This is a genomic window from Roseimarinus sediminis, assembly GCF_050433125.1.
Classification (GTDB): Bacteria; Bacteroidota; Bacteroidia; order Bacteroidales; family Prolixibacteraceae; genus Roseimarinus; species Roseimarinus sediminis.
Map to the genome: position 1 here is coordinate 137,720 of NZ_JBNPXV010000007.1, position 15,850 is coordinate 153,569.

Annotated in this window: 11 protein-coding genes; 10 read left to right on the forward strand and 1 reads right to left on the reverse strand. The window is 45.7% G+C overall.

Going from position 1 to position 15,850, the window contains the following annotated elements; all coding sequences use genetic code 11:
* The first annotated feature begins 56 nt into the window (after positions 1-56).
* The 7 genes from FHS86_RS10840 to FHS86_RS10870 all read left to right on the forward strand — a co-directional run bounded on the left by FHS86_RS10840 (position 57) and on the right by FHS86_RS10870 (position 10,660).
* Positions 57-2,525 carry an alpha-ketoacid dehydrogenase subunit alpha/beta gene (locus tag FHS86_RS10840; protein WP_429413191.1) on the forward strand — a complete coding sequence of 823 codons (2,469 nt, stop codon included), beginning with the start codon at positions 57-59 and terminating at the stop codon, positions 2,523-2,525.
* Between the two features lie 212 nt (positions 2,526-2,737).
* Positions 2,738-3,958, forward strand: coding sequence for a PHP domain-containing protein (locus FHS86_RS10845; RefSeq protein WP_429413193.1), 1,221 nt, complete (start codon positions 2,738-2,740; stop codon positions 3,956-3,958).
* 191 nt (positions 3,959-4,149) lie between these two features.
* Positions 4,150-6,111 carry an SDR family NAD(P)-dependent oxidoreductase gene (locus tag FHS86_RS10850; RefSeq protein ID WP_429413195.1) on the forward strand — a complete coding sequence of 654 codons (1,962 nt, stop codon included), beginning with the start codon at positions 4,150-4,152 and terminating at the stop codon, positions 6,109-6,111.
* A gap of 182 nt (positions 6,112-6,293) precedes the next feature.
* A complete protein-coding gene (locus tag FHS86_RS10855) occupies positions 6,294-7,922 on the forward strand; it encodes a right-handed parallel beta-helix repeat-containing protein (RefSeq protein WP_429413197.1) in 1,629 nt (542 codons plus the stop codon).
* Positions 7,919-8,593 (forward strand): HAD family hydrolase, encoded by a 675-nt coding sequence (locus FHS86_RS10860; protein WP_429413199.1) that lies wholly within the window; start codon positions 7,919-7,921, stop codon positions 8,591-8,593. Before FHS86_RS10855 ends, FHS86_RS10860 begins: the two co-directional genes overlap by 4 nt.
* Before the next feature lie 214 nt (positions 8,594-8,807).
* Positions 8,808-10,082, forward strand: coding sequence for a zinc-binding dehydrogenase (locus FHS86_RS10865; RefSeq protein WP_429413201.1), 1,275 nt, complete (start codon positions 8,808-8,810; stop codon positions 10,080-10,082).
* 272 nt (positions 10,083-10,354) lie between these two features.
* Positions 10,355-10,660, forward strand: coding sequence for a hypothetical protein (locus tag FHS86_RS10870; RefSeq protein WP_429413203.1), 306 nt, complete (start codon positions 10,355-10,357; stop codon positions 10,658-10,660).
* Between the two features lie 45 nt (positions 10,661-10,705).
* On the opposite strand, the gene FHS86_RS10875 is transcribed toward FHS86_RS10870, so the two are convergent.
* On the reverse strand, positions 10,706-11,821 hold the full coding sequence (locus tag FHS86_RS10875) for a helix-turn-helix domain-containing protein (protein WP_429413205.1): 1,116 nt from the start codon (positions 11,819-11,821) through the stop codon (positions 10,706-10,708).
* Between the two features lie 232 nt (positions 11,822-12,053).
* Between FHS86_RS10875 and FHS86_RS10880 the strand changes: the two genes are divergently transcribed.
* From FHS86_RS10880 to FHS86_RS10890, 3 genes are all read left to right on the forward strand, one after another.
* Complete coding sequence (locus FHS86_RS10880) at positions 12,054-12,263, forward strand: hypothetical protein (RefSeq protein ID WP_429413207.1); 210 nt, start codon at positions 12,054-12,056, stop codon at positions 12,261-12,263.
* Positions 12,264-12,292: 29 nt separating this feature from the next.
* Positions 12,293-14,398: an endo-1,4-beta-xylanase gene (locus FHS86_RS10885; protein WP_429413209.1), complete on the forward strand. Its 2,106-nt coding sequence runs from the start codon at positions 12,293-12,295 to the stop codon at positions 14,396-14,398.
* Between the two features lie 150 nt (positions 14,399-14,548).
* Complete coding sequence (locus tag FHS86_RS10890) at positions 14,549-15,844, forward strand: class II aldolase/adducin family protein (RefSeq protein WP_429413211.1); 1,296 nt, start codon at positions 14,549-14,551, stop codon at positions 15,842-15,844.
* The last annotated feature ends 6 nt before the right edge of the window (positions 15,845-15,850 follow it).

Below are 15,850 nucleotides of genomic sequence, written 5' to 3' on the forward strand. Positions count from 1 at the left end.
GCTTTCAACAGCATTCAAATTATAATTAATAAATCGCAAATAATAAATAAACCGATATGCCAAAAGTACAATTTATCGATCCTTCGGAAGTGCGCAAAGCCTCTGAGATCAAACTGAAAAATATTCCGGTTAACCAATACCAGAAGACTGTTAAGGAAGAAAGAAAAAACTTTTCGGATGAAGAGTTGGTGCGCATTTACCACGACATGGTGGTCATCCGGGAGTTCGAAACCATGCTGAACCTGATTAAAACAACAGGCGAATACAATGGTGTTGCTTATAACCATCCTGGTCCGGCCCACTTGTCGATCGGACAGGAATCGGCTGCTGTTGGTATGGCTTACACGCTTACGGTTGACGACTTTATTTTTGGTTCGCACCGCAGCCATGGCGAAATTCTGGCCAAGGGCTTAAGTGCCATGTCAAAATTGAGTGACGATGAATTGGCCAAAATTATGGACGAATTCTTCGATGGCGATGTGGTGAATGTGGTGAAAAAAGATTTCAATGGCTCGGTAAAAGAACTGGGACGCCGCTTTCTGATTTACGGTACCCTGGCCGAGATTTTTGCACGCGAAACCGGTTTCAATAAAGGGCTGGGTGGAAGTATGCATGCTTTCTTTACACCATTCGGTGTTTATCCCAATAACGCCATTGTAGGCGGTAGTGGCGATATTGCTGTGGGGGCTGCCTTATTCAAAAAAGTAAACCGCAAACCGGGACTGGTAGTTGCCAATATTGGTGATGCATCGATGGCATGCGGTCCGGTGTGGGAAGGCATCACCTTCTCAGCCATGGATCAGTTCAGCCAGTTATGGGACGATTCGATGAAAGGTGGTCTTCCCGTGATTTTCAACATCATGAACAATCAGTACGGAATGGGTGGCCAAACATGTGGCGAAACCATGGGCTTTGGCATTGCCGCGCGTATTGGTGCCGGTGTGAACCCCGACCAGATGCATGCCGAGCGTGTTGACGGTTACAACCCGCTGGCTGTAATTGATGCTTACAAACGCAAGCGCAAAGTAATTGAAGATAAAAAAGGGCCGGTATTGCTCGATGTACTGACCTACCGTTTCTCGGGGCACTCTCCATCCGATGCTTCATCGTACCGCTCAAAGGAAGAGGTGGAAGCATGGCAGGCACAGGACTGTGTGTTTAGTTACGGAAAACAACTGGTTGATGCCGGAGTCGCCAGCGAAGAGCAATTGAATGGTGTGTGGGACGATGTGAAAGCGGTCATTCTCGATATGTTTAAATTGTCGATTAACGATGAAGTTTCGCCAAAAATGGACATTCAAAAGAAACCGGAGCAAATTGGCGAGATGATTTTTTCGAATGGTTCGATTGATGCCATGCTCGAAGGCAAACCGGAGGTAAACCATCCGATGGAAGAAAATCCGCGCGTACAGCAAATTGCCCGTAAAGAGCGTTTTGCTTTTGATAAGGATGGGAAAGCATTCTCAAAAATGAAACAGTACCAGTTGCGCGATGGTTTGTTCGAAGCCGTTGCCGACCGTTTTTATAAGGATCCAAGCCTGATTGCCTACGGAGAAGAAAACCGCGACTGGGGTGGGGCTTTTGCCGTTTATCGTGGATTAACAGAAGCGCTGCCTTATCACCGTTTGTTCAACTCACCAATTTCGGAAGCTTCGATTGTAGGTACAGCCATTGGTTATGCCATGTGTGGCGGCCGTGTGATCCCCGAAATTATGTACACCGATTTCCTGGGCCGTTGTGGCGACGAAGTGTTTAACCAATTGCCCAAATGGCAGGCCATGAGTGGCAACGTGCTGAAAATGCCGGTGGTATTGCGCATGTCGGTTGGTTCGAAATACGGAGCACAGCACTCGCAGGACTGGACTTCGCTGGTAGCCCACATTCCCGGACTGAAGGTTTGTTTCCCGGCTACACCTTACGATGCCAAAGGTTTGATGAACGCAGCCTTACAGGGAACGGACCCTGTGATTTTCTTCGAAAGTCAGCGGATTTACGATGTGGGCGAGCAATTTCACGAAGGCGGCGTGCCCGAAGGGTATTACGAAATTCCGTTTGGCGAGCCCGATGTGAAAAAAGAAGGAAAGGATGTAACCATCCTCACCATTGGAGCCACCTTGTACCGTGCACTCGATGCAGCGAAAGAGCTGGAAGAAAAATATGGAATGAGTGCCGAAATAATCGATGCCCGCTCGTTGGTGCCGTTTAACTACGAAGCAGTAATTGAGTCGGTTAAGAAAACCGGCCGCATTATTATTTCGGGTGATGCCAATGCCCGCGGATCGTTCCTGAACGACCTTGCCCGCAACATCAGCGAACTGGCATTCGACTACCTCGATGCACCGGCAGTGGTGGTTGGCGCACGCAACTGGATTACCCCGGCTTATGAGTTGGAAGATGCTTTCTTCCCACAACCCAGCTGGTTCCTCGATGCGATCCACGAAAAAATGGTACCGCTGAAAGATTACGTGCCCGGCCAGAATTTTACCGATGCCGAGCAAATCAGAAGATCAAAGGCAGGGGTGTAAGCCCCTCCTAAATCCTCCCCAAAGGGGGAGGACTTTAAGGGCTGCAAGCTCGTAGCTATAACGTATTGAATGTTGGTTGTTGGTATTTAGAATAACCAATATTCAATATAAAAGCCCCAACGGGGCGCAATCACCAGCACAGGGCAAAGCCCTGTGAGACAGGAATGAATTAGTATATCAAGCCCTGAAAGGGCGAAAAAATGAATCTTTAGATGAACGAAAATAACAATAACCTGGAAACCCAGAACCCTCCATTTTGGGGAGGGCTGGGAGGGGCTTTTGTCAACGCCCACATGCACACGCCCTACTCATTTTCGGCATTTGAAAGTATCCCGCAGGCGCTGGATATGGCCAAAGCCGAAGGGGTAAAAGTGCTTGGTATAAACGACTTTTATGCGACTGAAGGGTATGCCGAATGGGCTGAAGAATGCAAAAAACGCGATCTTTATCCATTGTTCAATATCGAGTTTATTAGTTTGAATAAAGAAGATCAGGCAAAAGGTATTCGGGTAAACGACCCCAACAACCCCGGACGTACCTACATCAGTGGTAAGGGCCTGGCTTTTCCGCAAATTTTAAAAGATCCATACCTGCAACAGCTCAACGATGTAAAGGCAGAATCAAATCATCATGTTGAAATGATGTGTGAAAAAATGAATGAATTGCTGAATTCGATTGATGCTCCTTTTTCAATTGATTTCAAAAAGGTTGAGAAAGAGCTTACCAAAGGAAGTATTCGCGAGCGTCACCTGGCAACGGCCTTGCGCATGAAGGTGGATGAAGCATTTAATATCGATGAAGAAAAAAATGCTTTCTACGAAAAAGTATTTGGTGGCAAAGTTTTAAAAAGCAGTCTGAACGATTTGGCTGCCATCGAAAACGAAATACGTGGTAACCTGTTAAAAGCAGGGGGTGCAGCCTTTGTGCCTGAAAGTCCGGCCGCTTTTCTCGAAATGGAAGATGTGCGCCAGATTATCCTTCATGCCGGCGGAATACCAACCTATCCGTTTTTGGCCGACTTTGGCGACGGGCAGTTTACCGATTTTGAAGGTGATAAAGAAAAAGCCCTGAAAATATTGAAAGAGCGTGGCTTTGCTTCCATTGAACTTATTCCAACCCGTAATACAGCTCCGGTACTCGAAGCGTATTCGCAGTTTTTTTGGGACAATGGTTTTGTGGTTACTTTCGGGACCGAGCATAATTCGCCGGCTATGGAACCCATCGAGGTGCATGTTGAAAAGAATAAAAAATTATCGCCGGCCATGCTTGAACTGAACTATAAAGGGGCATGCGTTGTAGCTGCCCATCAGCACCTGGTAGCCCAAGGTAAAAAGGGATATGTTGATGAAAATGGTGTTGCCGACATTGCAAAGCGCGATGAATATGTAAAGTTGGGTGATGAGGTGATTCGGAAAACGATTGAAGGCAATTGAAGGCAATTGAAGGCAATTGAAAGCGATTGAAAACAATTGAAAACTATTGCTATAATAACGCGAATGACTTAACGACTTTTTAACTAATGCAGGGAGCTAAAGCGACCAGTCCCGATGAGGGTAACGACATCGGGAACCAATGACTCAATGACTCAATGACTCAATGACCAATGACTAATTACTTGTTTGAAATGAAAGAAATACAATCATTAATAGAAATATCCCAATTCTACGGGAAAGACAAAGCGATGGTGATTGCCGGCGGTGGTAATACTTCGTTCAAAACCGACGATAAACTGTGGGTGAAAGCCAGTGGTTTTGCATTATCGACCATTACAGAAGAAGGCTTTGCCGTGATGGATCGTGAAAAATTGGCAAAAATATCGGAGAATGAATATAGCAAAGATGCCTTTGAACGTGAACGCCAGATTAAAGACGATTTAGCAGATGCGACCATCACTAAAGACAAACGTCCATCGGTTGAAACGTCTTTTCATAATGCAATTAACTACAAGTTTGTAATTCATTTGCACCCAACACTGGTTAATGGAATTATGTGCAGCAACAAAGCTGAAGAATTGGTGCTTGAAATATTTGGAGCTGAAGCTGTTTATATTCCTTATATCGACCCCGGCTACATCCTCTTTAAAGCTGTTGAAGCTAAAATAAAAGATTTCAGGGCAGCGAAAGGATACGATCCAAAGGTAATTTTACTTCAGAACCATGGTATTTTTGTAAGTGCCGATACCACCGATGAAGTGAAGGCCATTTACGATGACATAATGGCCAATATTGAAAAAGCCATTCAAACGCCGGTTGATGAAACCGCGCTTCCGGTTGCAGAGCATGTTACAGCGGTAGTACCTGCAATTCGTGCTATGGTCTCGACTGAAGGGTTAAAAATTATCAAGGTGACGAATTCGAAATTGGTTGAAAAATTCAATGCCAGCGCCCAGGCATTTCAAAAAGTTGAATTGCCGTTTAACCCTGACAGCATTGTTTACTGCAAGTCGAAATATATTTATATCGATGAGGTTGGTTCGCCTGAATTGACCATTGCAGCTTTTAAAAAGCAATACGAAAGTTTTGTGTCTGCCAACGGTTATGCTCCCAAAGTGGTATTTATCAAGGGTATTGGCATGTTGTCGGTTGGTGACAATGCCGCACAGTCAACCATTATTAAAGAAGTTTTTGAAGATGCCATGAAAATTTCCTGGCTGAGCGAATCGTTTGGCGGTCAGCATTTCATGACTCCAGAACAGATCAATTTCATTGATACCTGGGAGGTAGAAAATTACCGACGTAAGGTATCGGCAGGTGCTTCGGCCGGACGTGTAGAGAACAAGGTTGCGATTGTTACCGGCGCTGCACAGGGGTTTGGCGAAGGCATTGCCCGTATTATGAAAGAAAATGGCGCCAACATTGTTGTGGCCGACCTGAATGATGAAGTGGGAGCAAAAACGGCAGCTTCGTTTAACGGGATTAAAAATAGCAGTCGTTCAATTTTTGTAAAAACCAATGTGGCCGAAATGCCATCGTTGAATAAGCTGGTTTATGAAACCGTTTGCGAATTTGGCGGTATTGACGTGTATGTGAGCAATGCCGGAATCCTGCGTGCAGGCGGTCTGGACGAAATGACGCCCGAGAATTTTGATTTGGTAACCAAAATTAACTATAACGCTTATTTTTATGGCGTTAAAGCGGTAACTCCGGTAATGAAATTACAAACATCGCACAACGATAAAATGTATGCCGATGTGGTACAGATTAACTCAAAATCGGGGCTTGCCGGCAGCAGGAAAAACTTTGCTTATGCCGGTGGTAAGTTTGGCGGAATTGGCTTAACACAGTCGTTTGCGCTTGAACTGGCGCCCGACCGCATTAAGGTGAACTCCATTTGTCCGGGTAATTTTTACGAAGGCCCGCTGTGGAGCGATCCCGAAAATGGTTTGTTTGTTCAATACCTCAATGCCGGAAAAGTGCCTGGTGCGAAAACAGTCGACGATGTGAAAGCGTTCTATTTAGCACAGGTTCCGCTTGGCAAAGGTTGTACACCGGCCGATGTGACCAGGGCGGTTTTCTATGTGATCGAGCAGGAAAACGAAACCGGACAGGCAGTGCCGGTTAGTGGCGGTCAGATTATGCTGAACTAGATGCTGGTTGCTGGTTGCTGGTTGCTGGTTGCTGGTTGCTGGTTGCTGCACTAACATTCATAAAGTATTGGAAATTGGATATTGCTTATTCATTATTGGATTTTTAAATTTTGAATGTAGAATATCCAATATCCAATATTGGTTGGTCAAAGGGCAGTCGGAAAATAAGAAAAAATTGACACATGAGATTATTGTTTAAATACCTGTTGTTGGTACTTCTGTTTTTGCAGGCCATGCATGGTTTCGGGCGAACGGTTTATGTTGCTCCCGACGGCAGCGACAGTGCTACCGGTACGCTGAAATATCCTTTTGAAAGCATCAGCAGGGCACAGCAAAGTGTTGGTGCCGGCGATACGGTGTACATCAGAGGAGGAAGCTACAGCATGCGTGAGGGCCAGATTGCAGCTTATAAAGATATCTGGGCCTACGTAACAGTGCTTGATAAAAGCGGAACCACAGGCAAGCGGATCTGTTATTTTGCCTATCCGGGAGAACAGCCTGTTTTTGATTTTTCCAATATAAAGCCGGCCGGTAAACGGGTAATTGCCTTTTATCTTACCGCTTCGAACATCCACATCAGAGGAATTGAAATTGTTGGTGTGCAGGTGACTATTAAAACCCATACCCAGTCGGAATGCTTCGAAGTAAAAGGAAGCTACAACATCATCGAAAATGTATCGATGCACGATGGGATGGCCATCGGCGTTTACCTGCTCGAGGGGTCATACAATTTAGTCCTGAATTGTGATGCTTACCGAAATTATGATCCGGTGTCGGAAGATGGCCGGGGCGGGAATGTCGACGGCTTTGGGGCACATTTGAGCGAGGGTAGCCGGGGCAATATTTTCAAGGGATGCCGTGCCTGGTTCAACAGCGATGACGGCTTCGATCTGATCAACTCGCATGAGCCGGTGCTGATCGACAGTTGTCAGGCTTTTTACAATGGTTACTCGCCTGGTTTTATTAGTCGTGGCGACGGAAACGGCTTTAAGTGTGGCGGTTATGGCAGTACTTCGCCCGATCGGTTGCCCGACGTGGTGCCCGTAAATACCATCCGGTTTTGCCTGGCTGTGGGAAATAAGCAAAGCGGATTTTATGCCAACCATCATCCGGGAGGAAACAAGTGGTACAACAACACTGCCTATCGCAACAAACGCAATTACAACATGCTGAACCGCGAAGGTACCAGCCAGGAAACTTATCTGGTGGATGTACCGGGCTGGGGGCACCACATGGTGAATAACCTGGGTTTTGGTGCGACTTATGCCGAGCTAAGCAACATTGATAAGTTGGCCTGTGAGCTGGAAAACAATTATTTTGATTTGAAGCTGAAGGCTGATCAGAATGATTTTATAAGCCTCGATGAAGCCTTGTTAACTGCTTCGCGGGCAGAAAATGGGACCTTGCCCGAAACCGGCTTTTTGCAGCTTGTTGAGGGCAGCGATCTGATTGATCAGGGAATCGACATTGGATTTTCGTTCAATGGTACGGCTCCTGATCTGGGATGTTATGAATCATCGGTTGAAACGGGCATTGGGGAATTTATGAAGCGGAAACCTGTTTTTAATATCTTTCCGAATCCGTTAACCGACCGGGCTGAAGTGGTTTTTGAACTGGAACATTCGCAGCATGTAAGTATTGGACTGTATGCACTAAGCGGAAAAAGAATAAAGCAGCTGACCGATGCAAACTATAAGGTCGGTCGTCATGTTGTTTCTTTAAACGGGTTACAACTTCCAGGTGGCAGTTATTGTTTGCTTACCCACCTGGATCATGAGCCGTTTGCTCAAAAAATAATGATAGTAAAATGACGAAAGCATTAAAAGGAATCATATTTGACCTCGATGGCACCCTGCTTGACTCAGTTGCAGATATTGCAAATGCCAATAATAAGGTTCTTGATAAACACGGATTGCCAAGGCATTCGGTAAATGATTATGTTGGCTTTATCGGTAACGGAGCCCGCCGACTGGTGCAACTGGCACTTCCCCCTGAATTGGCTGAAAAGGAAGAAGTAGTGGATGCCTTTCTTGAAGAGTACAAAGTGAGCTACAAAGAAAATATTGTAGATGAAAGCAAGCTTTTTGAAGGGATTTCGGAACTGTTGGATTGGCTACATGAAGAAAAAATTCCAATGGCCATTAACACCAATAAACCGCATGACCAAACCATGCTGATTGCTTCAAAGTTGTTGAAAGCTTTTCATTTTGACATCATTTTGGGGCAAATGGATGAATATCCTAAAAAGCCCGCTCCGGCTGGAGCCTTGCACATTGCCTCAAAACTGGAACTCGATCCGGCAGAGGTTTTGTTTGTTGGTGATTCGGCTGTTGATGTGAAAACGGCACAAAATGCAGGAATGCAGCTGCTGGGAGTGAGCTGGGGTTATGCTAAGGAAAATGAATTAGAACAGGCCGGATGTGAAATCATTGTAGATTCGGCCGCAGAATTGAGAGACTTTATAGCAACAAGAAATAGCTGATACGGCAGCATTGGTGCGCCGGGCCGGACGGAGGCGAAAAGCTCCCGCTATGGGCGGCACATTGCGAACGGCAGCGAGGAGGCGACCAAAGGGAGCCACCGCAGCGCCTGTGAGCAAATGACGCCCATAGCGGGACTTGCAGCCGCAGGCCGATCAGCCCGCCAAATAATCAATATAAACGAAGGGCAGTAATGCCTATTTAACAGGATATAGAATGAAAACGAAAGCAGTTAGATTGTACGGTAAAAACGATCTGCGTATGGAAGTGTTTGAACTTCCGGCAATTAAAGATGATGAAATATTGGCCAAAGTGGTGAGCGACAGCATTTGTATGTCGAGCTACAAGGCGGCAACACAAGGAAGCGATCATAAGCGTGTGCCCGATAATGTGGCAGAACAGCCGATTATTATTGGTCATGAATTTGCGGGCGAGATTGTTGAAGTGGGTGCAAAATGGAAGGACAAGTTTAAACCCGGACAAAAATATTCGATTCAGCCGGCCATTTATTACGAAGACGGACCGGTGGGGGTGTTGAGTGCTCCGGGCTACTCTTACCAATATGTAGGGGGCGATGCAACGTATGTGATTATTCCCAAAGATGTGCTCGAACAGGATTGTTTGCTGATTTATGATGGTCCGGGTTACTATCCCGCATCGCTGGCCGAGCCGCTTAGCTGCGTAATTGGAGCCATGCATGCCAATTACCATACAACGCCCGGATCGTACCTGCACAATATGGAAATTGTGGATGGTGGAAAAATGGCGATTTTGGCAGGCGTGGGTCCCATGGGGCTGGCAGCCATTAACTATGTGATTAACCGTGCCGACCGAAAGCCAGGGATTTGCGTGGTGACCGACATTGACCAGGCGCGTTTGGACAGGGCGGCAGAGATTTATACCGTAGAATCGGCCAAAGAAAAAGGCATTGAGCTGGTTTATCTGAATACGGGCAATGTTGAAAATCCGGTAGATGCCCTGCAAGCGCTTGTTAATGGCGAGGGGTATGACGATGTGTTTGTGTTTGCACCTGTGAAGCCGGTGATTGAACAGGCGGATGCAGTGCTGGCATTTGATGGCTGTCTGAATTTCTTTGCAGGACCGTCGAATACCAATTTAAAAGCCGAATTGAACTTTTATAATGTGCATTATGCCTATACGCACATTGTTGGCACCTCGGGCGGAAATATGGACGACATGGTTGAGGCGCTCGATATTATGAGCAAAGGCCTTGATCCTGCCGGACTGGTAACCCACATTGGTGGTTTGAATGCTGTGGCTGAAACAACACTCAATCTGCCTAATATTCCCGGTGGTAAAAAGTTGATTTATACGCATCTTGAAATGCCCCTGACTCCCTTGACCGATTTTGCCGAGAAAGGCAAGACCAATCCGGTTTACGCCAAACTGGCCGGGATGGTAGCAGCAAACAAAGGGCTTTGGAGTGTAGAAGCCGAAGAATATCTGCTTGCAAACGGCGATCAGCTGTAAGTGACAAGCTGTATGGACAGTCCCGATCCCTTATTGTGATCGGGACTGTTTTTTTTAGTAGGAATTAAAATGGGAAAAATCGGTTTACTCAATAAAACTTACCATTCACTCAAAATTTTGTACCATTCACACAAAAAAAATGGAATTGAAGTACAGCATCTTTATCTTGCTGAAGAAATAGGCGAGAAACCCGATTCAGTAAGTATTTAGGGGGAGAAGTTCAATCGGGAGAGGAGAAGGTAATTTGATTTTTAAATTAAACCTGATCACAAATGATGTTAGTTCGAAATCTCCGTTGTGTTGATGACCAGGCCAGTGAATATGGAAGCTGGCTTGCATATTGGAAATTAAGATCCGGAACAGGATCACCTTTTTGTTCGAGAGCCAATTGTAAATGCATGGCCAGTAATGTAGTGCATGTGCAGAAAGTGGAAGCGGGATGCAGTGAATGGTACCTGGTTCCGGTTTGTGAGCATCATTTTAAACCATCGGCCATGGCTTTGCTTGATTTGGAGCGCAACGAACTCATTCCGGTTAAAACGGAAACAAAAACATCTTCGGTTGAATTGAGTTATTAGGCAGGGTCACTATTCTTGTAAATTGAGGGCAGACGATGATGAATTTTAATCATTTGCCTTTGTTTTAAATGCATCGTCCCTGTATTGTGACGGAGTTTTTCCTGTCATCTTTTTAAAGGCCAGATTAAATGCCCCCTTGGTGTTAAACCCCGATTCGTACATAATTTCAAAAACCGGCTTATTCTTATCAGACTGCAGCAGCCGGCATGCATGAACCACCCTGAAATAGTTAATGTAGTCGTTGATATTCCGTTTTTTGATGCTGTTGATAGCATGGGAGACCTGGCGATCTTTTTCATTGAGTTCGGCCGCAATTTTCTGAAGGTTTAATTCAGGATGCAGGTAGAGCGCCTTTTTCTCCATCACATGATCAATTTTCTCCATTAATAAGGATAGTTCGCTGTCGCTTAATGTGTTACTTTTAACCTGCAAGCCAAAATCAAATGTTTTTCGGGTAATGGTATTGAAAAATATTATAAAAAAGAACACAAAAAAGTAGCTGATACTTATGAGGTTGATGGTGTCAGCGACTATCATATCCTGCTGCCTGGCAAAAAAAGCAATGGTATTCGAAAGGCAGGCAAAGGCGTAGCCATAGGCTATAAAACGAAGCCAGTTCAAATTCACCTGAGCTGTGAAAGTCCGCTTTGTCTGATCTCTGTAGCTTTTCTCAAATTTTAGCAAACTGCCAATCATGAGAACATTGTAAATGAGGTATTGAATTTTAACGGTCACATCAATTGCCAGCACCGAATTGTAAACCATTGAATTTTCGATATAAAGCTGGTCGCGGATAAAATTATTTCCTTTGAAAACCCATATCCCAAGGAAGAACAGGAGAAAGGCTATAAAAGGGATTAAGTGAATCAAATGCTTCCTTTTTAGCCTGAACTCAGACGATAATTCATGCCTGAAATACAGGTAAAACAAGGGTACCCACAGGCAGTACAGCGGTTTCCATATAAAATGGGTATAGGGATGATGATAAAAGAAACCACCACCGGCTGCCAGGTTTATGCTGTTGATCCCATTGGTCAGCACTTCTACCAGGGCGTAGATGCCCAGCATCAGACTGGCCGGGTGTTTTCGTCCCTTGTAAAAAAGGAACAACGACAGCACCAGCATCGTGTACATGATCAAAAAATGGATGGTCTTCTCCATACCCAGGGTCGAAATATTTTTGATGCAGGTGTTAAAAATAACGTTTTTGATCAGCGAGCGCGCTAAAAAAGGTCAAAAATCGTGTTTTTGTACTGCTTGTTAATACACAGTTGATAGCTTTAAACGGGATGCCTGATTAGTCGGTAAGTTCAGGTAACACGGTGAAGAACGCTTACTGGAAAATATTTGGCAAAGGGCTTACATAACGTTTCACGATCAAAGAGAAAAGAATATGGCTTTTAAATTAGGATTGAATATCGATGGATTGGAGGACCAGTTTCCTTTCAGAATGGTAATTATTAAACGTGATGGCCGGGTAATGCATACCGAAACCATTGGTAAGAAGGACCATAGTTTCAGGGCTGATTTGCCTCCCGACACTTATGTTATTAAATTTATCGGCAAAGCCATTGAGCACAGTCAGAAACTGGTGGTAGAATAATTCGTAATCAAATGCAAAAAAACAAATACATGCAACGAAAAAGAAAGTTTAGCATTACATGCGTAATCGTATTGTTTGCAGGCCTTAGCCTACACGCACAGCAGTTTCCCTTAGTGATCGAGGCAGAGTGGGGTACTGCGGGAAGCGAAATTCAGACGCTTGAGATGAATGGGGTAACAGCCATTTCACCGGCATCGGCTTTGATCAACGCTTTGAATCCGGGAAGTGCTGAAAGGGTCGTAACTTACGAATTAACTTTTCCCGCTTCGGGGCATTACGATTTGTATGCCCGCATCAATGTGGGGGCACAAACCTTCGATGATGACAGTTATTTCTATGGAAACGGATTCGGAATAAAGGATCCGCTGAGCGATGCCGACTGGATCAGGGTAAACGGACTGGCAGCCGGTGGTTATACTGCGACTGATGCAATTGTTGATGGAAAGGGAGATGCCGGAAGTCAGGTGTGGAAATGGATCAACATTTCGGAATATGCTGCCGATGCTCCACCATTGGTATTTTATGTGGCCCCCGACTCGCTTACCCAACAATTTCAGATTGGTGCACGTGAAGATGGCTTGCTGATTGATAAGTTGGTATTTGCGCAGGCCGAACTCTTTTTTACAGTCGATCAGCTCGACAAAGGTGAGGCCGGTGTTGAAGATCCATATGCCGTCCCGAAAGTTCGGCCCATTGCCATGAACAGTGACAAATTTTTAGGCAGTGCCTGGAATTATAATCAGTCGCAGGACTTTGCCGATCTGTGGAATCAGAGTACGCCCGAAAATGCAGGAAAGTGGGGAAGTGTTGAACGAACAAGGGATCAAATGAACTGGACGACACTCGATTCGACCTATCATGTTGCCAAGCGCTATGGCATGTTGTTCAAGCAGCATACCATGTTGTGGGGAGCTCAGCAACCCGGATGGATCGGAGCGCTCGATTCGGCCCAACAGCGCGAGGAAATAGAAGAATGGTACGCTGCCCTGGCCAATCGCTACCCCGACATCGACATGATCGAGGTGGTGAACGAACCTTTGCATAATGCCCCCAACGGCATGGTGCCCTGGGGTACTAACCAGCCCAATGTCGATTATTCGGGTGCTCTTGGCGGAGCAGGTGAATCGGGGTGGGAATGGCTGCTTGAAGGATTCAGGCTGGCACGACAGTATTTTCCCAACTCGAAGCTGATTTTGAACGAGTACAGCGTGATCAACAGCAGCAATGAAACACAAAAGTACCTGAAGCTGATTAATTTACTGAAGGAAGAAAATCTGATCGACGGAATAGGAGAACAGGCACATGCTTTCACTACAAAAAATACTTCGGCCACCGTGCTGAGAAACAATTTGAATGCGCTGGCTGCAACTGGCCTTCCCATTTACCTTACCGAAGTTGATATTGATGGTCCTACCGACCGGGAACAGCTAAAGGAGATGATGCGTGTATTCCCTATCTTCTGGAATCATACCGGAGTAGCCGGAGTGACTTTCTGGGGCTTTCGTCATGGATTGTGGCGTACCGAACAGGGGGCCTACCTGATTACCCCCGACGGAAGGGAACGTCCTGCGCTTACCTGGCTGAAAGCATTTGTTAACGATACGCTGCAAAATGTTGAATCGATCAATATTACGGCCCAAAGTGGTGAATTGGCCATCGATGAAAAGGATGGAACGCTCGATTTGAATGCAGAATTACTTCCGGCCAATGCCACCATCAAAAACATTACCTGGAGCATTGCTCCGGCTGGCATTGCCACCATCGATCAGAACGGGCTGGTAACTGCATTGGCCGACGGAACCGCAACGATAACCGTTGCATCGTGGGATGCTGTAGGAGTTAAGGGAACGGCCGAGTTGGTAGTGAGTAATCAAACGGTGGGTATTAAAGAAATTGGAACAATGGGCGAACTGGCTGTCTTCCCTAATCCCGCAAGTGATCACTTTACCATTCAAAGTGAACATGAATTTACCAGTGTTGCTTTGTTTAACACGGCGGGGCAGGAAGTTTTTCAACGCAGTGTGGCAGTGCCCGTTTCAAGTGCTACATTTGATGTTGATTTGAACAAGGGGGTTTATCTGGTGGTAATTCGGAACGGACAAAACCAGGCCTTGTCGCGACTTGTTATCCGTTAAGTTTAGATGATAATTTTTCATTTTACCAATAAGGCAGTGTATTTCACTGCCTTATTTTTTAAATTAGTGCTCAGTTTTACTGTTTCAGGAAAGGACAGAAGGATTCTTGTTATTTCTGAAACTTACTAACGATCACTAATTGTTAACGCTATGAATGAATTAGATGTTGAATTGATGCATCCCCGCGATCAGATTATCTTAATCATCGGAAGGATATACAACAGGGGACTTACCACTACTTCGGGAGGTAATATTTCAGTAATTGATGAGCAGGGTGATATTTGGGTAACCCCCTCGGCCATCGATAAAGGTTCACTCCGTCCGAGCGACATCGTTTTGGTTAAGAGCGATGGCAGCATTGTCGGGAAGCACAAGCCCTCGTCGGAGTTTCCGTTTCATAAGGCCATTTATGATATCCGCCCCGATATTAAAGCAGTGATTCATGCGCATCCGCCGGCATTGGTGTCGTTCAGTATTGTTCGTACCATTCCCGATACCAACGTAATTCCGCAGGCCAAAAATGTTTGCGGTCCCATTGGTTATGCTCCTTATGCCTTACCGGGCAGCGACGATCTGGGTGACAGCATTGCCAATGTTTTTCGACAGGACTTCAAGGCGGTTATCATGGAAAATCATGGAACGGTTGTAGGAGGCAGCGATTTACAGGATGCCTTTCAACGTTTCGAAACCCTTGAGTTCAGTGCCCGAACCATCATCAACGGTAAAACCATTGGTCGCGTAAAGTCTTTGTCGGATGCTCAGATCGATGAGTTTGAAGCGCAAATTCCGCATTTGCTTCCCGAGCAGGCCGTAGTGGAACATCCTTCGGATGAGCGGGAAATCAGGGAGGAAATTGTACGCATTGTGCGTCGTGCCTGTCAGCAGGGCTTAATGATCAGTTCTTACGGAACAGTATCACGGCGGTGGAGAGGCAACGATTTTCTGATTACACCCACCAATGTTTCGCGCTGGGACATCGTTCGTGAGGACGTGGTTCAAATAAGAGACGGGAAGCGGGAGCCCGGTAAAATTCCGAGTCGATCTACCTGGCTGCATCAGGAATTGTACCGCCGAAATCCGCACATTAATTCCATCATTCTCACGCAGTCGCCCTACCTGATGGCTTACGGTGTAACGGGTGATAAATTTGATGTACGTACCATTCCTGAAAGCTGGATCTTCCTTCAGGATGTACCCAATGTTCCTTTTGGATCTCATTTTCAGAACAATGACACCCTGCTTGATTTGATTTCGGAGAGCGTACCTGCAGCGATCATTGAAAACGATTCGGTAATTGTTACCGGCGATAAATTATTGGGAACTTTCGACCGCCTTGAAGTGGCTGAGTTCAGTGCCAAATCGCTGACCATGGCTGCACCCATGGGCGAATTGGTACCCATAGGGCAAAAAGAAGTGGATGATTTGAGAAAGAAATTTCTGAGTTAGCAGGGA